Origin of the sequence: Flavobacterium algicola, assembly GCF_022399565.1 — a bacterium.
Lineage (GTDB): Bacteria > Bacteroidota > Bacteroidia > Flavobacteriales > Flavobacteriaceae > Flavobacterium > Flavobacterium algicola.
In genome coordinates, this window is record NZ_JAJTUT010000006.1 from 149,152 (window position 1) to 168,898 (window position 19,747).

The following is a 19,747-nucleotide window of genomic DNA, read 5'->3' on the forward strand; positions in this document are numbered from 1 at the left end:
AATCATTAATAACTCGATTTGAAGTTGGAAAATAAACCATTGAATCTTACTATATCTAATTTTGTTACCGAAAACGGTGCAAAATATCCAACTCTGGACCTCTCGTATCAAATTTTTGGTGCGCCATTACATACTGCTCCAATTATTTTGATCAATCATGCCTTAACAGGAAATTCACAAGTGATTGGCGAAACAGGGTGGTGGAATGACTTGGTAGGGATAGATAAAACTATTGAAGTTAGGAAGTATACAATTGTATCATTTGATGTTCCTGGCAATGGGTTCAACTCGGTGATCATAGAGAATTATCATGATTTTATAGCTAGAGATATTGCTAAAATTTTTATTGAAGGTCTTCGCTTTCTAAAAATCGATAATTTATTTGCTCTCATTGGTGGCTCTGTTGGCGGCGGAATTGCTTGGGAAATTTTGGCATTAGAACCAAAATTAGCGCAAAACTTTATTCCGATTGCAACCGACTGGAAATCGACTGACTGGTTAATTGCTAATTGCTTTTTGCAAGAGCAAATCCTTAACAATTCTAAAAAACCGATTGAGGATGCCCGCATACATGCTATGCTATGCTACCGTACGCCCGAATCCTTCAAAGAAAAATTTAATAGGCATACTACCGAGCAGCTAGAGACCTTTCAAGTTGAAAGTTGGTTGAATTATCATGGTGAAAAATTAGGAAAGCGTTTTCAGCTATCTGCATACAAAATGATGAACCAACTGCTTAAAACGATTGACATCACACGCAACCGTGAGTCACTAGAGTCGGTGATTTCAAAGGTAGATGCCAATATATATATCGTAGGTATTAATTCAGACTTGTTTTTTACAGCAAAAGAGAATAAAGATACTTACAACGAGATTAAGAAATTCAAAAATAATGTATTCTACAGTGAGATTGATTCCCAACATGGGCACGATGCTTTCTTAATGGAGTACGAGCAATTAGACAATTTGTTAGAAGTTGTTTTTAAAAATAAAAAACAGATGAAAATAGTAAAATTTGGCGGTAAATCTTTAGCCAACGGTGAAGGTATAAACAAAGTATTGGATATTGTAGTTGGTAAAATTAAGCAAAATGAAAAAATTGCGATTGTTGTTTCTGCTAGAGGAAATGCGACTGATGAACTTGATGATATTTTAACCATCGCTGCCAAAAATGGGAATTACAAGCCTTTACTAGAAAGTTTCAAAACGTATCAAAAAGATGGCTTTGAAGCGGTCGATTTTTCACAAGAATTCGAGAAGCTTGATAAATTATTTGAAGGTGTAAGTTTGATAGGCGATTTCAGCGCCAAGATCCAAGACCAAATTTTAGCACAAGGAGAATTAGTATCTGCAAAATTGTTAGTTTTTCTGCTAAACAAACGTGGCATTGCGGCTAAGTTAGCTGATACTAGAGAGTTGATTGTTACCGATTCTAATTTTGGTGACGCACAACCCTTGGACGCTGTTTCGAAGAAAAATGTGATTCAGATTTTCAAAGATAATAAAGATGTTGTTTTAGTAATCACAGGTTTTATAGCTTCAAATGTTAAGAACGAAACAACCACATTAGGTAGAAACGGAAGCAACTATACTGCTTCTTTGATTGCTAACTACATCAATGCGGAAGAATTACAAAATTATACACACGTTGACGGAATTTACACAGCCAACCCAGAAATGGTTTTGGATGCTAAAAAAATTGAGCATTTATCGTATAATGAAGCTAATGAGATGGCTAATTTTGGAGCGAATATTTTGCATGCCAAAACAATCATTCCGTTATTAGAGAAAAATATTCCATTGCGTATTCTAAATACATTTAACAATGAAAATCAAGGAACATTAATTACTAGTAATTCGAACAAAGAAGGAATTAAAACCCTTTCAGTATTAGAAAATGTTGCATTGGTGAATCTTGAAGGTCGTGGATTACTCGGGAAAACGGGAGTTGATGCCCGTATCTTTAGAGTAATGGGAGACAACAACATCAGTGTGAGTATTATTTCGCAAGGATCTTCAGAAAGAGGTATTGGTTTGGTGGTAGATGCTGACCAAGCTACTAAAGCCATGATTGAATTGGAAAAAGAATTCGAAAATGATTTTTATTCTAAAGATGTAAATAAAATTTCGGTTACGGACAATGTATCTGTAATTTCGATTATTGGTCAAGATTTAAGTACTTTTCACAAACCGTACACGGCTTTGATTCGTAATAATATTGTTCCTATTTTATTTAATAACACGGTTACGGGTAAAAATGTGAGTTTGGTAGTTCAAAAAACAGAACTTAAAAAAGCACTAAATGTTATTCATGGTGAAATCTTTGGAGTAGCCAAGAAAATCAACCTTGTTATTTTTGGGCATGGACTAGTTGGAGGGACTTTGATTAATCAAATCCTAGAATCTGCCGATGCCATCGAGAAAAGAAAAGGGGTGAAATTAAACATTTTTGCTATCGCTAATTCTAAGAGTGCTTTGTTAAATAATCATGGAGTTTCTCTAGATTGGAAAAATGAGCTCCAGAATAGTGGTGTTGCTTATACTATTGAAGATATTATTGCTTACGCTAAAGAAAATCACTTGGCCAACTTAATTGCGGTAGACAATACAGCAAGTGCGGCTTTTGTAGAGAACTATATCAAACTGGCACAAAACGGTTTTGACTTGATTTCGTCTAACAAAGTGGCGAACACCTTAAGTTATGATTTTTACAAAGAATTGAGAGATACATTAGAGACCAATCAAAAAAGTTATCTGTACGAAACCAACGTAGGAGCAGGTTTGCCATTGATTGATACTATCAAATTATTACATCTTTCTGGTGAAAACATCACAAAGATCAAAGGAGTCTTTTCTGGAACATTAAGTTATTTGTTCAATCATTTTTCAGCCTTAGATATTCCATTTAGCGAAATACTACGTCAAGCTATAGATAGTGGTTTTACAGAACCAGACCCAAGAGAAGACTTATGCGGAAACGACGTAGGTAGAAAGTTATTGATTTTGGCTAGAGAATTGGACTTGCAAAATGAGTTCAGCGAAGTACAAATTCAGAATCTTATTCCGGACCACCTTCGTGAAGGATCAGCGGCAGATTTCTTAACGAAGTTGCAAGAATTTGATCCCATTTACGACAAAATTAAATCAGAACAAAAACCAAATCACGTACTGCGTTACATAGGTGAATTGTCTGGAGACTTGCAAAACGATAAAGGAAACCTAGAGGTTAAATTAGTATCAGTTCCAATGGACACTGCTTTGGGTGGGTTGAAAGGATCTGATTCTTTCTTTGAAATATACACAGAATCATATGGTGATCGTCCGATCGTAATCCAAGGAGCCGGCGCCGGTTCTGCAGTAACTGCAAGAGGGGTTTTTGGAGATGTTTTGAGAGTTTCGGATAAGGGATAGTTTTCAGGTCAGCATTTAACTTGTTAGAGCAAATAATAATATTGCAAAGATTGAAACATAAAATAATTATAAACTTGGCGCCATAGCGTCTTAGCGGTTAATAAAAAAATCATTAGATAATGAAAATTACATTAAACAGAGTAAATGAGAATTTCCACTTCGAATTAAAAAACGATCGTGGACATATAGTAAATGTAGATGCGCGTCCGGATTTTGGAGGAAATGATATGGGACCAAGCCCAATGGAGTTAGTATTAATGGGTGTTGCAGGATGTAGCGCTATCGATATGATTTCGATCCTTAAAAAACAACGTCAAGAAATAACCTCTTTTAAAGCTGAGGTTGAGGGAGAGCGCCAACAAGTAGGTGATGCTAAACCATTCAAAGATATTTATTTGGTTTTCACTTTAGAAGGAAATATTAAAGAAGACAAAGCTGCCAAAGCTGCTCAACTTTCTTTCGATAAATATTGTTCCGTTTCTAAGACATTAGAGCCTACAGCAACGATACATTATAAAGTTGTGTTGAATGGAGTAGAATTAGCTAAGATCTAAGTTTTTTTATTAAAAAAGAACAACAACAGATTAATTAATTCTTTTGAATTTTTCAATTTGTGAAATTTACAATAATCTGAATTCGTGCAAATTTACTTCGTCAGTTCGCTGTCGCTCGTGTGTGCAATTCGTGTTAAAAAGAAAAAAATGAACGAACAAGAATTTGGTTTTGAAACCGAAGCCATACGTACCCAATTAGAAAGAACACAATATTTAGAGCATTCAGTGCCGTTATACTTAACGTCAAGTTTTGTATTTGAAGATGCCGAAGACATGCGCGCCTCCTTTGCAGATGAGAAGGATAGAAATATATACAGTCGTTACAGCAACCCAAACAATAATGAGTTTGTAGAGAAAGTATGCAAAATGGAAGGAGCAGAAACTGGTTTTGCCTTTGCATCTGGTATGGCCGCTGTGTATTCTACTTTGGCTGCCTTGTTAAAGTCTGGCGATCACATTGTATCAGCAGGTAGTGTTTTTGGAGCGACACACTCCTTATTTGTTAATTACTTTCCGAAATGGGGAATTGAAACTACCTATTTTGATATCGATAAGCCAGAGACTATTGAAAGTTGTATTACGCCAAATACTAAAATTCTTTTTGCAGAGTCACCAACCAATCCAGCGGTAGATATTATTGATTTGGAATTGCTAGGAGAGATTGCAAAAAAGCACAATTTGATCTTGATTATCGACAACTGTTTTGCAACACCTTATTTGCAGCAACCTATCAAATGGGGGGCACATTTAGTCGTGCATTCGGCTACTAAATTGATGGACGGTCAAGGGAGAGTTTTAGGTGGAGTAACGGTAGGAAGCGCAGAATTGATTCAGAAAATCTATTTATTTTCACGTCTTACGGGGCCATCATTATCGCCATTTAATGCGTGGGTTTTGTCCAAAAGTTTAGAAACATTGGCGATTCGTTTGGACAGACATTGTGAGAATGCTTTGAAAGTTGCGGAATTTTTAGAAACACAACCAAATGTGAATAAGGTGAAATATCCGTTCTTGAAATCGCATCCTCAATATGACATTGCGCAAAAGCAAATGAAAGCAGGTGGTAACATTGTGGCATTCGAAATTAAAGGAGGACTAGAAGCAGGAAGAACATTTTTGAATAAAATAAAATTGTGTTCGCTTTCACCAAATTTAGGAGATACAAGAACGATAGTTACACATCCAGCCTCTACAACACATAGCAAATTATCAGTAGACGAACGTTTAAAAGTTAGTATTACAGACGGTTTGGTACGTGTTTCTGTAGGTTTAGAAACCGTAGCAGATGTGATTGCGGATTTGGAGCAAGCATTGTTATAAATATTTAAGATTGTAGATTAACGATTTTTGATTGCAGATTTCTGTAAATCAAAAATCGTTTTCTTTATGTTTATTAGTTCAAAAGACATATTTTTGTTTTTATTGTGATTAGGGTTGCCCATTTTTATAAAATCCTAAATATCAATTCTTAAATCCTCAAATAATGCTTTCAAAAAAAACAAAATACGGAATCAAAGCGTTGACTTTTTTGGCTCGCCAAGAAAACCAAACTCCGGTAGCTATTGCTGATATTGCAAAGTCTGAAAATATTTCAACTAAGTTTTTGGAAAGTATTTTGTTATTATTGCGTCACTCAGGTTTCCTAGGTGCAAAAAAAGGAAAAGGTGGAGGCTATTATTTGATCAAAGAACCATCAGAAATAAATATGGCGAAAGTATATCGTATTCTCGAAGGACCTATCGCTTTATTGCCATGCGCTAGTCACAACTTTTATGAAAAATGTGAAGATTGTACCGATGAAGCTACTTGTGCGGTACGTAAGCTAATGACTGAAGTGAGAGATAATACGCTTAAAATTCTAGAAAATAATTCGCTTGCAGATATTGCTTTTTAGAGAAAAGATGATAAAAATAAAATACCCTTTCTATTTGAATAGAAAGGGTATTTTTATTTTTATAAAGTGATGCAAAGCATTTTTGCAGGCTTCTAGAAAATTAATTTATAGCCTACAAAGAATAACATTATGGCAATTGCATTTCTAAGAATTAAGTCAGGTACCTTACCGCTCAACATACTTCCTAAGAAAATTCCAGGAAGAGAACCTATTAGTAATTGACCAAGCAAACCAATGTCCAAATTTCCCATTGAAGCGTGACCCAAACCAGCAACAAGAGTTAATGGTACTGCATGTGCAATTTCGGTTCCTACTAATTTTGGTGTAGGTAGTAAAGGATACAAGAAAAATAAAGTTACAGTACCCAATGCACCTGCTCCAATTGATGTCAATGTTACAGTAGCACCTAGTAAAACTCCAATGGCAATAGTCAACATATTCTGGGTTGTACTTTCAGTATGAAATTTATCTCCAGAATGTTTTTGAGAGTATTTCATAATCTTATTTTTAAACACCACGGCAACAGATGTGAAAAGCAAGGCCCATCCCAAACTATATTTTATTATCGAGTTTATATTTGAGATATCAGTCTTGATGCTATCAAGAATCCATAAGGTTATAAGTGCTGCTGGAACACTACCTAGAGACAGGTAACCTGTAATTTTCCAGTTAATATTACTTTTCCTGTGGTGTACAAATACACCTCCCATTTTTGTAAAGGCGGCATATAATAAATCGGTACCTACTGCTGTAGTTGGCGGAATTCCAAACCATAATAAAATCGGAGTCATCAGTGAGCCACCACCAACTCCTGTTAATCCGACTACAAAGCCGACTACCAAACCAGCTATAATAAATCCTACTTGAAAATCCATGATAATAATTTTTTGCAAAGTTAAAATTATTTGTTATTAATCCTATCGGTTTAGTAGAGTTTATGATATTTATTTTTGTTATCCGTTTAAAGAACTGATTGTTAGTTGTTTATTTTTTACTTTTTTAGCGGTAGTCGAAAATACAAATAACTCAAAAGCATCAAGAATCCATATATTGCTATTTTTTTATGTTGATACGTAGCTCTAGATTCATTACTATTATTTATTAATTAGAAAACTTCGTTGCAAATGCACTGTCTTAGATCTTTCACCAAATTAGAGCTACTAATTACATGATTTTATTCTAAAATGCTGTCTTATAGAAGTGTAAGTAACTCACTTTGGTTATGTATTGATAATTTCACGATGCTAAACTTCTGCAAAAAGATGTTGTTTTGTTTTGTATTTTCAAAATAAGTAGTACTTTTGCAGAGTAATCTACTAATCCGATAGGGTAATAGGTTTTGAAATTAAAAACAAATCAAATGAGTGCAGTGATAATTCAATCATTATTAGATAAGACAAAAGACTTCAGTATTGAGGAAACCTTTGTATTTTTGTCTACTGAATATAAAGATAAAGTAGTGTTTTCTACTTCTTTCGGTCAAGAAGATCAAGTAATCACTGACTTGATTGAAAAAAGTGGAGCGGCTGTTACTATTTTTACTTTAGACACGGGACGATTGTTTCAGGAGACCTATGATGTTTTTCATAGAACTCAGAAGAAGTACAGTACACCTATTAAAGTGTATTTCCCCGAAGCGAAAGCAGTGGAAGAATTGCTAGAAAAAAAAGGACCAAACAGCTTTTTTGAGTCGGTAGAGAATAGAAAAGAGTGCTGTTTTATTCGAAAAGTAGTGCCTTTGAGAAAAGCTTTAGCAGGGAATGACGTTTGGATTACAGGATTGCGTGCTGAGCAATCAGACAACAGAAGTGATTTGCATTTATTTGAATATGATGATAATTTCAAAATCATAAAATTCAATCCATTATTGAAATGGTCATTAGAGGAAGTTCAGCAGTATATCGATTTAAATAATGTTCCTCAAAATAGTTTGCATAAAAAAGGTTTCGTGAGTATAGGTTGTGCGCCTTGTACGAGAGCAATTGCAGAAGGTGAGGATATCAGAGCCGGAAGATGGTACTGGGAACAAAGCCATAAAGAATGTGGTTTACATTCGAAATAAAATAAATAGAACAGAGAGAATAAAAAATATATTAATAGTGGACAGATTTTAGTGAAAGTTCCAAAAACTTTACACTTTAAACCTTAAACTTTGAAACAAAAAATAATGAGTTCAGTTTTAAAAACAAATGCCTTAGAAAGCGAAGCGATTTACATATTCAGAGAAGTTATTTCTCAATTTGACAAACCTGTATTGCTTTTCTCTGGTGGAAAAGATTCGATTACTTTAGTAAGATTAGCTCAAAAAGCTTTTTTTCCTGCAAAAATTCCTTTCCCATTACTACACGTAGATACAGGGCATAACTTTCCAGAAACTATCGAATTTAGAGATAGATTGGTGAAAGAATTGGGTCTTGAGTTAATTGTGCGTAACGTACAAGATGCTATTGACGAAGGTAAAGTAGTTGAAGAAACTGGAAAATACTCTAGTAGAAACAGTTTGCAAACTACCACTCTTTTGGATGCTATCGAAGAATTTAAATTTGATGCTTGTATTGGTGGTGCTCGTCGTGACGAAGAAAAAGCAAGAGCGAAAGAACGTATTTTCTCTGTTCGTGATGACTTTGGTCAATGGGATGAGAAAAACCAACGTCCTGAGCTTTTTGATTTATTAAACGGTAAAATTGAGAACGGTCAAAACGTACGTGTGTTCCCAATTTCAAACTGGACCGAATTGGATGTATGGAGTTATATCGAACAAGAACAAATCGAAATTCCATCAATCTACTTCTCACACAAACGTAAAGTGTTTTTAAGAGACGGTATGATTTGGTCACACTCTCCTTATGTTTTCCAAGATTCAGATGAGGTTGTTGAAGAAAGAATTGTTCGTTTTAGAACTGTTGGAGATATGAGTTGTACAGCAGCTGTTGATTCGTATGCAGCAACAATCTCAGAAGTTGTTGGCGAAATTAGAGCTTCAACTATCTCAGAAAGAGGGGCTAGAATTGACGATAAACGTTCGGAAGCAGCCATGGAAAAAAGAAAACAACAAGGATACTTTTAGTCGGTTAGAAATTAAAAGTAAGAGTTAGAAGATTCAAAAATACATACAGATTTATAAGTTTCTAGAGAGAACCTGAAACTTTAAATCTGAAACAAAATATAAAAATGGAAGTTTTAAAAATAGCAACAGCAGGAAGTGTAGATGACGGAAAGAGTACTTTAATCGGGAGATTATTGTATGATACACAATCCTTAACTACTGATAAATTGGAAGCAATTGAAAAAAGTAGTAAAGCAAAAGGATATGATTATCTAGATTTTTCATTAGCAACTGACGGATTGGTAGCTGAAAGAGAGCAAGGAATCACGATTGATGTAGCACACATTTATTTTTCTACTGCTAAGAAAAGTTACATTATTGCCGATACTCCAGGTCACGTAGAGTATACGCGTAACATGGTTACAGGAGCATCTACTTCTCAAGTTTCGATCATTTTGATTGATGCTCGTAAAGGAGTAATTGAGCAAACGTACCGTCACTTTTTTATCAATAATTTATTGAGAGTAAAAGATGTAATTGTTGCTGTAAACAAAATGGACTTAGTTGACTATTCAGAAGAAGTGTACAATAAAATCAAAGCAGACTTTCAAGCGTTGAATGAAAAAAGTGCTTACAAAGAGCAAAACGTAAGTTATATTCCGTTGAGTGCTTTAACAGGAGATAATGTGGTGGAGTCATTAGGTAAAATGCCTTGGTATGAAGGACAAACAATTCTGGAGCACCTTGAAGGATTAGAATCGAAAGATGTATATGATAACGGAAAAGCTCGTTTCCCTGTTCAAACAGTGATTCGTCCTAAAACGGAACAGTACCACGATTTCAGAGGGTATGCAGGAAAGTTATACGGAAACAATATTAAAGTTGGAGATGCAGTAACAGTGCTTCCTTCTTTGACAGAATCTAAAGTTACAAAAATTCACTTTTTCGACCAACAATTTGATGAAGCTCAAGCAGGTTCATCGGTTACTATCGAATTAGAAAATGATATCAATGTAACTAGAGGTGATATGATTGTAAAATCTAATGAATTACCGAAAGTAGAAAAAGACATCACTACAACAGTTTGTTGGATGGACAGCAAAAAATTGGTAGCTGGAACAAAATACTTGATCCAGCACAACTCAAACAGAGTTTTAGCCAAAATTGATAGTGTGAACAATGTAATCGCAACGGATTATACTGGAACAAGAGAAGCGTCTCAATTGGCAATAAACGAAATTGGTGAAGTAACTATCAAGTTGAGTAAACCATTATATTTTGATGCTTATAACGATAATAAATCAAATGGAGCTTTTATTTTAATTGATGCTTCAACGAACACAACTGCAGGAGTTGGATTTATTCGATAAGTAAACGACTTAGGCCTATGCCTAGAGTATAAAATGCAAACTTACAGTGTTATAACGAGATAGTTATGACTAATAAAAACACAAAAGCCTCAAGCTCTAAGCCCAAGGCTCAAAGCTCATACATATGGAAAGTTTTAGAACAGAAATAGAAAACCCGATTGTCCAAAAAGAGATTATCGATTTAGAAAAAAAGATTCATGCCTTTCAAGGTGGATTAATTGATGATGAGCGTTTTCGTTCTCTTCGATTGGCTCGTGGAATTTATGGACAACGTCAGGATGGAGTTCAAATGATCCGTATCAAATTACCATATGGTAAAGTGAGCAGTGAACAATTGAGAAGAATTACTGAGGTTTCAGATAAATATTCTACAGGACGTTTGCACATTACAACACGTCAGGATATTCAAATTCACTACGTAAGCTTGGATAGAACGCCAGAACTTTGGGCAGATTTGGCCAAAGATGATATTACGTTGCGAGAAGCATGTGGAAACACAGTGCGTAACATCACTGCCAGTGAATTATCAGGAGTAGATGCAGAGGAGCCATTTGATGTGAGTCCTTACGCGCACGCTTTGTTTCAATACCTCTTGCGTAACCCTATTTGTCAAGAAATGGGACGTAAATTCAAAATTTCATTCTCCTCTTCAGATAAAGATACCGCTTTGAGTTATTTACACGATTTAGGATTCATTCCTAAAATTGTAGACGGTCAAAAAGGATTCAAAATAATGTTGGGTGGAGGATTAGGTTCTCAACCGGCTCATGCGGAATTACTTTCTGAATTTGTTCCAGTGAACCAAATTATTCCGACTGCCGAAGGAGTAATTAGAGTTTTTGACCGTTACGGTGAAAGAGCCAAACGTCTTAAAGCTCGTTTGAAATTTCTAATAAAAGATATTGGTCGTGATGAATTTTTGCGTCTAGTAGACGAAGAGAAAAAAGCATTGCCTTTTCAAAGTTATGAAGTAGACACAACTGCATTTGAAGGTGCTATTACTGAACCTTTGCTGAAGGTGCCATCTGTTACAATTGATGATGCAGCAGCTTATGAAGCTTGGAAAGCATCCAATGTAATTGCTCAAAAACAAGCAGGCTATGCTGCAATTGGGGTAAAAGTACTTTTAGGAGATTTTTATACAGACAAAGCAAGATTATTAGCCGATTTGATTAAAAACTACGGTGCAAATGAATTACGTTTTTCATTACGTCAAAACATTGTGATTCGTAATATCAAAGAAGAAAATTTACCTTTCTTCTACCAAGAGTTAGCCAAGTTAGACATGGTTGCTTTAGGATATGACACTATTGGTGATATTACCGCTTGTCCAGGTACAGACACTTGTAACTTAGGTATAGCGAGTAGTACAGGTATAGCTGATGAATTGGAGCGAGTTTTGAAAGCAGAATACCCACAGTTTGCAAGCAATAAAGAAATCACGATTAAAATTAGTGGTTGTATGAATGCTTGTGGACAACATAATATGTCGGAGATTGGTTTTCAAGGAATGTCAATAAATTCAGGGAAATTGGTTGCGCCAGCATTACAAGTATTGTTAGGTGGTGGAATTTTAGGAAATGGATCAGGTCGTTTTTCTGACAAAGTAATCAAAATCCCAAGTCGTAGAGGACCAGATGCATTGCGTTTTATCTTAGATGATTTCGAAGCAAATGCAAACGGAGCTAGATTCTTAGACTATTACGATTCAAAAGGAGAAAAATATTTTTACGAATTTTTGAAACCATTGGCAGATGTGACCAACCTAACCGATGAAGATTTCGTGGATTGGGGTAACGCAGACAACTATGTAAAAGCAGTTGGAGTAGGAGAATGTGCAGGTGTTGTAATTGACTTAGTAGCGACATTGTTGTTGGAAGCTAAAGATAAAATCACTGCTGCACAAGAACTTTTTGCAGAGCAAAAATGGTCAGATGCTATTTACTTAGCGTATGCAGGTTACGCAAATGGAGCCAAAGCATTGTTACTAGCAGATAAGCAAAAAACAAACACACATGCAGGAATCATTGAATCTTTTGACACTGTTTTTGTTGCAACAAATAAAATTGAATTGAATACTACTTTTAGAGAGCTAGTGTACCAAATCAACAAAAATGAGCCAACCGAAGCGTTTGCTAAACAATACATTCAAGATGCGATTTCGTTTTTCGAAAAATTAGAAGCCTACAGAGCAGCTGATTTAGCGAAAGCATAATTTAGATAAAAAAAGATAAATATGGACACATACGATAGCCAACAGCCAACAGCCAATAGCCAAAATGAGTTGTATCCGATATTTTTGAAACTACAAAACCTAAGCGTGCTTATTGTAGGTGGGGGGAATGTAGGTTTAGAAAAGTTGTCTTTTTTACTTAAATCAAGTCCAAGGGCAGTAGTGGAAGTCGTTGCACCCGAATTTTTAGAGGCATTAGTAACATTAGCGGCAAAGCACCCTTCTGTAAAATTGACTCAAAAAAGGTTTAAGAAAAAAATGTTGAAAAAACGAAACATGGTTATTGCTTGTACCGATGATTTAAAAGTCAACAAGCGCGTATATGACCTGTGCCGTGAACGATATTTGATTTGCAATATTGCCGATACACCCGATTTGTGTGATTACTACTTAGGTGGTATTGTTACCAAAGGAAATGTCAAAATCGCAATATCAACAAACGGAAAATCGCCAACAACAGCAAAGCGTTTGAGAGAGTTTTTTGAAGAAGTAATACCAGAAGACATCAATCAAATGGTAGAAAATCTTAACGAATACCGCAAAACATTAAAAGGCGATTTTGAAGAGAAAGTGCAAAAGATGAACGAAATTACGGAGACCTTAAAGAAAAAGGATTAACTCAGTCCCTTGCAAGTCAATAGCGTCGGGTTTTAACCCGATGGATAAAAAATGAACGAGATTACCGAGACATTGAAGAAGAAAGAATAATGCATAAGCATTACATTCAAACTTGATGTTGATAAATAGCATTGCCGAATCCAATTAACAATGGTTCATTTGTCAAAGAAAATAAGATTAAAATAAAGTAATATATAACAGACTCTAAGCCAAAAGCGAACAGCTAATAGCCAAGAGCCCAAAGGAAGTAAAAATGATTGAAACAGATATCCTTATCATAGGAGCCGGTCCAACTGGTTTATTTGCCGTTTTTGAAGCAGGTTTATTAAAATTAAAATGTCACATTCTAGATGCTTTACCGCAGCCAGGTGGACAATTATCAGAATTATATCCAAAGAAACCAATCTACGATATCCCAGGTTTTCCAGAAGTATTGGCTGGAGATTTAGTAGACAATTTGATGGAACAAATCAAGCAGTTCGAACCAGGTTTTACCCTAGGGGAACGTGCTGAAACAATTGATAAGCAAGAAGACGGTACGTTTATAGTAACATCAAACGAAGGAACAAAATTCCATGCCAAAGTAATCGCGATTGCTGGTGGATTAGGAAGTTTTGAACCAAGAAAACCTTTAATCGACGGAATCAATTTCTACGAAAACAAAGGAATAAAATACTTTATCAAAGATCCAGAAGAATTCAGAAACAAGCGAGTAGTAATCGCAGGTGGAGGAGATTCTGCATTAGACTGGAGTATTTTCTTGAGCGATGTAGCTTCAGAGGTAACTTTGATTCACCGTCGTAACGAGTTCCGTGGTGCTTTAGATTCTGTAGAAAAAGTTCAAGAATTAAAAGATGCTGGAAAAATCCGTATGATTACACCTGCTGAGGTAATTGGATTAAACGGAGCAGAACATATCGAATCAATCGTAATCGAAGAAAACGGAGCACACCGCACCATCGATACAGATTTCTTCATTCCACTTTTCGGATTGACGCCAAAATTAGGTCCAATTGGAGATTGGGGACTAGAAATTGAGAAAAATGCAATCAAAGTAAACAATGCTTTAGATTACCAAACCAACATTCCAGGGATATTTGCTATCGGAGATATCAATACCTATCCAGGAAAATTGAAGTTGATTCTTTGTGGTTTCCACGAGGCAACTTTGATGTGTCAAGCGGCCTACCAAATTATCAATCCAGGAAAACGTTATGTATTAAAATACACAACCGTATCAGGAGTTGACGGATTTGATGGTACTCGTAAAGAAGCACCAAAAGCAGTGGTAAAAGCGATAAATTAAGTTTTTTGCAATTAGCCAATGGCTTTTAGCTTTTAGCAGAAAAGCCAAGAGCCAAAAGCCAAAAGCCAAGAGCCACAAACAAAAAAACAATAGCCTTACTACTTGCAAGTGGTAAGGCTATTGCTTTACTTTGCAGTTGCAAAATTAAGAAATTAAGGAGCGCAAAATCTGGCATTTTCAGGAAATTGAGTTCCCGCTTTCGCCTATATCTTTTTGTTTTTAGAAAAAAAAACAAAAAGGATGCCGGCTCTATCGGGGCTAAAGAGATAGATCGTGCATTTTTAGGAATGCCCGTAGAGACGGGATTTATCACGTCTTAAAAATATTTTAAAACAAAAAAAGCATAGCGCTCTAGCGTCTTTGCGGTAAATTATATAAAGTTATGTCAACAATACAACAAGCAATCAAAGAAAGAATCCTTGTACTCGATGGGGCGATGGGAACCATGTTGCAACGCTACAACTTTTCAGAAGAAGATTTCAGAGGGGAGCGCTTCAAGGATTTTCCACATTCATTAAAAGGAAACAACGATTTATTGTCATTGACACAACCTGTTGCTATCGCAGAGGTACATGCAGCGTACTATGAAGCAGGAGCAGATATAGTAGAAACCAATACGTTCTCTGGAACCACCATCGGAATGGCAGATTACCACATGGAAGATCTAGTGTATGAGTTGAACTACGAGTCGGCAAAAATTGCCCGCAAAGTAGCCGATGAATTCACAGCCAAAAACCCAGCAAAACCTCGATTTGTAGCTGGTTCGATAGGACCAACAAACAGAACAGCAAGTATGTCGCCAGATGTAAATGACCCAGGATACAGAGCCGTAACTTTTGATGATTTGCGCATTGCCTACAAACAACAAGTAGAAGCGTTAATTGACGGAGGAAGTGATTTATTATTGGTAGAAACTATTTTTGATACGCTAAACGCCAAAGCGGCACTTTTTGCTATCGAAGAAGTTAAAGATGCACGTGGTATTGATATTCCAATCATGGTATCAGGAACGATTACCGATGCATCCGGAAGAACATTATCTGGTCAAACAGTAGAGGCGTTCTTGATTTCAGTTTCCCATATTCCGTTGTTGAGTGTAGGATTCAATTGTGCTTTAGGAGCCGATTTATTGAAACCGTATTTGCAGACCTTGTCTCAAAATACTTCGTTCAACATTTCTGCACATCCTAACGCAGGATTACCCAATGCTTTTGGAGAATATGACGAAACGCCGGCAGAAATGCAAGCACAAATCAGGGGCTATTTAGAGGACAATTTGGTAAACATCATCGGAGGATGTTGCGGTACAACTCCAGACCATATTCGTTTGATTGCGGAAGCAGCAAGCGAATTTAAGCCGAGAGTTTCTACTGCGGTGATGTAAAAAAATAGTTATGGATGTAAAATTCGAAATTGAAAATCAAGAGTGTGAGGGTTTTGTTTGTGGTTTTAAAAATGTAGAAGATTTTAGAATTGCATTTCGGCAGAAATACAAATATATAGTTGCATTTCATGCCACTAATTTAAGTGGTGAAGAGGTGAAATCTATTCGAAAAGAGGGACTTAAAATAGCTTCAAAAGAATTATTAGAGAGAAAAGCTATTCATAGATTTATTGTAAATGAATCTGTAGAAAAATCTAGAGAGATTGAAAAAGATATAAAGGAATGGTTTGCTACTGATGATGTTTGTGATAATAAGTTTATTACAAAGAATGAAATAAATTTTTTTATTTTAAAAAGCGACTTATTTGAACATTATCATTATTTATTATTTGGATCAGAATCCCTTTTGCCGTTAGCTGTTTATTTAGGAAAGAAGCATCGTAAATCATTTAAGCAAATATTGGTTAATTCAGGATTACATTATATCATTGAAGTGTTAATTCCAATTATTAAAACAGACGATGAATATATTGATAGTATATATTATTTTTTTAATAAAAATTCAGATGTTCCTTTAGTTTATAATTATAATTTACCGGAAGAGTATGTTGTGAAAATTGAGGAAGTAGATAGGCCATTTGACAGACAAAATTTGATTTTAAATTAGGAGAATATACGATAATAAGAAAACTGGATTTTATCAAGATAGCGCGAATTTGCAATCCGTGCCCCCTGCTAGCGCGAGCGTCCCGCGCGTGCCCACAAACAAAGGCATGGGAATAAGTGATTAATTTTGCTATTAAAAGAGTAGAATTAATAATAATACAAGCAAGGTAGGACGAGATTGCTTCGTACTTGGCAATGGCAAAACATAAAAAGGGTATTTTTGAATGACTAAATGATCATGATAAAACCACTAAACCGCGTGAGGGATAGCAGTGGAGCTCTTTTTTCTTGAATTGCCTCGGGTTTAAACCCGAGGCAATTCAAGAAAAAAAGCGGGAACGGATAGCCCGACCCGACCTTTTTTAGGAGGGACACGCCCAGAAATAGAAGTTGAAAATTACACCTACAAGGTTTTGAAAACCTAACAGGATAAGATAAAAGTTCCGTAGGAGCGATTCATATTGTAGCAACGGTCCCGAGGTTTCGGAATTAAATCGTTGATGAAAAAAAATAAAGAAAATGGCAGTAGCAGAACCAAGAAGAAATTTAGTTTTATCAGGATTAGAGCCTTTGATTATAACGCCTGAAAGTGTTTTTGTAAACATTGGAGAACGTACAAATGTAACGGGTTCAAGAAAATTTCTTCGATTGATTAAAGAGGAGAAATACGATGAAGCGCTTAGTATTGCTAAGGAGCAAGTAGAAGGTGGGGCACAAATCATCGATATCAATATGGATGAGGGAATGCTAGACGGTGAATATGCGATGGTGAAATTCCTGAACTTAATTGCTGCCGAACCCGATATTGCTCGTGTGCCAATTATGATTGACAGTTCGAAATGGCATATCATTGAAGAAGGTCTTAAAGTAGCGCAAGGAAAATGTGTGGTAAACTCGATTTCGTTAAAAGAAGGCGAGGAGCAATTTATACACCATGCCAAACTGATCAAACGTTACGGAGCCGCAGCGATTGTTATGGCTTTTGACGAAGTAGGACAAGCCGATAATTTTGAACGCCGAGTTGAAATTTGCCAGCGTTCATATGATATTTTGGTAAATAAAGTAGACTTCGCACCGCAGGATATCATTTTCGATCTAAATATCTTCCCAGTAGCTACAGGGATGGAAGAGCACCGTTTGAATGCGTTGGATTTCTTTAAAGGAACAGCTTGGGTGAGAGAAAATTTACCACATGCACACATAAGTGGAGGGGTTAGTAACGTGTCTTTTTCTTTTAGAGGAAACGATACAGTGAGAGAAGCGATGCACTCGGTTTTCTTGTACCATGCGATCAAAGCCGGAATGACTATGGGTATTGTAAACCCAGAGATGTTGACAATTTATGATGACATTCCGAAAGATTTATTGGAGCACGTTGAAGATGTGATTTTGAACCGTCGTGATGATGCTACAGAACGATTACTAGATCTTGCAGAAAATGTAAAAGGAGACGTGAAGTCGAATGAAAAAGCAATACAGGAATGGCGTTCGGGAACTTTTCAAGAGCGTATTACGCATGCCTTGGTAAAAGGTGTTGACGAATTTATAGTCGAAGATGTTGAAGAAGCAAGATTAGCAGCTACAAAACCAATTGAAGTAATCGAGATCAACTTGATGGCGGGAATGAATGTAGTTGGTGATTTGTTTGGAAGCGGAAAAATGTTTTTGCCACAAGTGGTAAAATCGGCACGTGTAATGAAAAGAGCCGTGGCGTATTTATTGCCTTATATTGAAGAATCCAAACAGGCAGGAGATAAAGAAGGGAACGGAAAAATATTGATGGCAACCGTTAAGGGAGATGTACACGATATTGGAAAAAATATTGTTTCGGTAGTATTGGCGTGTAACAACTACGAAATCATTGATTTGGGAGTGATGGTAGCGCCAGAGAAAATTATCGCAGCAGCCATAGAGCACAATGTAGATATTATTGGGTTAAGTGGTTTGATCACGCCTTCGCTAGACGAAATGGTGTTTTTGGCCAAAGAATTGGATAAAAAAGGAAGTAAAATTCCGATTATGATTGGTGGAGCAACAACTTCTCGCGCACATACAGCCGTGAAAATTGCACCACAATACAAGTCAACTGTAGTCCATGTTAACGATGCTTCGAGAGCGGTTACGGTGGCGGGAAATTTATTAGACCAAAATAGTGAAGCGTATACGGCGGGGATCCGTGAGGATTACGACGCTTTTAGAGAGTCGTTCCTAAACCGTTCAAGAGACAAAAACTTTTTGTCAATTGAGGATGCTCGTAAAAATAAAATGCAATTGGACTGGAATGAGTTTACACCCGTGAAACCAAAAGTAATAGGAGAGCAGATAATCGAAGTAGATTTGGATGTTTTGGTACCCTATATTGACTGGACTCCGTTTTTTCAAACGTGGGAATTGTTTGGTAAGTACCCTGCAATCTTAACGGATGAAGTAGTTGGAGAGCAAGCAACTGCAGTTTTTGCAGATGCGCAAGAAATGTTAAAAGTGATTTTGGCCGAAAAGAAATTGCAAGCCAAAGGAATTTACGGAGTTTTTCCTGCCAACCAAGTCAATGATGATGATATTGAATTGACAGACGAAAACGGAAAACCATTGCAAACGTTCTTGACATTGCGTCAGCAATCTCAAAAAACCAAAGGAGCACCAAATATCGCTCTAGCCGATTTTATTGCACCAAAAGACAATGGTGTGGTAGATTATATGGGAGCATTTTGTGTAACCACAGGTTTTGGAGTAGACGAATGGGCGGCAGAATTTGAAAAAGATTTTGACGATTACAACTCGATTATGGTGAAAGCCTTAGCAGACCGTTTTGCAGAAGCTTTTGCAGAATACCTACACGAAAAAGTACGTAAAGAAATTTGGGGATATGCAGCTGATGAAACCTTGACAAATGCCGAATTGATTAAAGAAACCTATGCCGGAATTCGTCCTGCACCTGGATACCCAGCTTGTCCGGATCACTTGGAGAAACCAACAATTTGGAAATTACTGAATGTGGAAAAAGAAATCGGAGTAACGTTAACGGAAAGTATGGCCATGTGGCCGGCTTCATCGGTGTCGGGTTATTATTTTGGAAATCCAAAGGCAAGGTATTTTGGACTGGGTAAAATAAAAGAAGACCAAGTCATCGATTACGCCAAACGTAGAAGCATCTCAACAGACAAAGCCACAAAATGGTTGAGTCCTAATATAGCAGACTAAATGATTTATGATTGTTGATTAACGAAATTAGATTTCAGATTTCAACGCATAACTCATAATTTAT

At 36.3% G+C, this 19,747-nt stretch carries 15 protein-coding genes; 13 read left to right on the forward strand and 2 right to left on the reverse strand.

All coding sequences use genetic code 11. From position 1 onward, the window contains the following. The first annotated feature begins 24 nt into the window (after positions 1-24). From thrA to LXH21_RS17040, 4 genes are all read left to right on the forward strand, one after another. Complete coding sequence (gene thrA, locus LXH21_RS17025) at positions 25-3,411, forward strand: bifunctional aspartate kinase/homoserine dehydrogenase I (protein ID WP_239868880.1); 3,387 nt, start codon at positions 25-27, stop codon at positions 3,409-3,411. A gap of 119 nt (positions 3,412-3,530) precedes the next feature. Next, positions 3,531-3,965, forward strand: coding sequence for an OsmC family protein (locus tag LXH21_RS17030; protein ID WP_239868784.1), 435 nt, complete (start codon positions 3,531-3,533; stop codon positions 3,963-3,965). 147 nt (positions 3,966-4,112) lie between these two features. After that, a complete protein-coding gene (locus tag LXH21_RS17035) occupies positions 4,113-5,285 on the forward strand; it encodes a trans-sulfuration enzyme family protein (protein ID WP_239868786.1) in 1,173 nt (390 codons plus the stop codon). Positions 5,286-5,448: 163 nt separating this feature from the next. Then, positions 5,449-5,859: an RrF2 family transcriptional regulator gene (locus LXH21_RS17040; RefSeq protein WP_239868789.1), complete on the forward strand. Its 411-nt coding sequence runs from the start codon at positions 5,449-5,451 to the stop codon at positions 5,857-5,859. Between the two features lie 92 nt (positions 5,860-5,951). Here LXH21_RS17040 and LXH21_RS17045 read toward each other — a convergent pair whose 3' ends face one another. Beyond that, positions 5,952-6,734 (reverse strand): sulfite exporter TauE/SafE family protein, encoded by a 783-nt coding sequence (locus tag LXH21_RS17045; RefSeq protein ID WP_239868792.1) that lies wholly within the window; start codon positions 6,732-6,734, stop codon positions 5,952-5,954. 485 nt (positions 6,735-7,219) lie between these two features. On the opposite strand from LXH21_RS17045, the gene LXH21_RS17050 reads away from it, so the two are divergent. The 6 genes from LXH21_RS17050 (at position 7,220) to LXH21_RS17075 (ending at position 14,432) form a co-directional block, all read left to right on the forward strand. Further along, positions 7,220-7,921: a phosphoadenylyl-sulfate reductase gene (locus tag LXH21_RS17050; RefSeq protein WP_239868794.1), complete on the forward strand. Its 702-nt coding sequence runs from the start codon at positions 7,220-7,222 to the stop codon at positions 7,919-7,921. Between the two features lie 105 nt (positions 7,922-8,026). After that, positions 8,027-8,926: a sulfate adenylyltransferase subunit CysD gene (gene cysD, locus LXH21_RS17055; RefSeq protein WP_239868797.1), complete on the forward strand. Its 900-nt coding sequence runs from the start codon at positions 8,027-8,029 to the stop codon at positions 8,924-8,926. 104 nt (positions 8,927-9,030) lie between these two features. Continuing rightward, the gene (locus LXH21_RS17060; protein WP_239868800.1) at positions 9,031-10,275 is read left to right on the forward strand and encodes a sulfate adenylyltransferase subunit 1; all 1,245 of its coding nucleotides are present in this window, start codon (positions 9,031-9,033) and stop codon (positions 10,273-10,275) included. A gap of 124 nt (positions 10,276-10,399) precedes the next feature. Further along, positions 10,400-12,490: a nitrite reductase gene (locus LXH21_RS17065; protein ID WP_239868803.1), complete on the forward strand. Its 2,091-nt coding sequence runs from the start codon at positions 10,400-10,402 to the stop codon at positions 12,488-12,490. A gap of 21 nt (positions 12,491-12,511) precedes the next feature. Then, the gene (locus LXH21_RS17070) at positions 12,512-13,126 is read left to right on the forward strand and encodes a precorrin-2 dehydrogenase/sirohydrochlorin ferrochelatase family protein (protein ID WP_239868806.1); all 615 of its coding nucleotides are present in this window, start codon (positions 12,512-12,514) and stop codon (positions 13,124-13,126) included. 253 nt (positions 13,127-13,379) lie between these two features. Next, positions 13,380-14,432, forward strand: coding sequence for an NAD(P)/FAD-dependent oxidoreductase (locus LXH21_RS17075; RefSeq protein WP_239868809.1), 1,053 nt, complete (start codon positions 13,380-13,382; stop codon positions 14,430-14,432). A 25-nt stretch (positions 14,433-14,457) separates the two neighbouring features. Here LXH21_RS17075 and LXH21_RS17080 read toward each other — a convergent pair whose 3' ends face one another. Next, positions 14,458-14,607: a hypothetical protein gene (locus LXH21_RS17080; RefSeq protein ID WP_239868812.1), complete on the reverse strand. Its 150-nt coding sequence runs from the start codon at positions 14,605-14,607 to the stop codon at positions 14,458-14,460. 207 nt (positions 14,608-14,814) lie between these two features. Between LXH21_RS17080 and LXH21_RS17085 the strand changes: the two genes are divergently transcribed. From LXH21_RS17085 to metH, 3 genes are all read left to right on the forward strand, one after another. After that, complete coding sequence (locus LXH21_RS17085; RefSeq protein ID WP_239868814.1) at positions 14,815-15,816, forward strand: homocysteine S-methyltransferase family protein; 1,002 nt, start codon at positions 14,815-14,817, stop codon at positions 15,814-15,816. Positions 15,817-15,826: 10 nt separating this feature from the next. Next, positions 15,827-16,483, forward strand: coding sequence for a hypothetical protein (locus LXH21_RS17090; RefSeq protein WP_239868815.1), 657 nt, complete (start codon positions 15,827-15,829; stop codon positions 16,481-16,483). A gap of 518 nt (positions 16,484-17,001) precedes the next feature. Then, a complete protein-coding gene (gene metH / locus LXH21_RS17095; RefSeq protein WP_239868817.1) occupies positions 17,002-19,683 on the forward strand; it encodes a methionine synthase in 2,682 nt (893 codons plus the stop codon). Positions 19,684-19,747 lie beyond the last annotated feature (64 nt).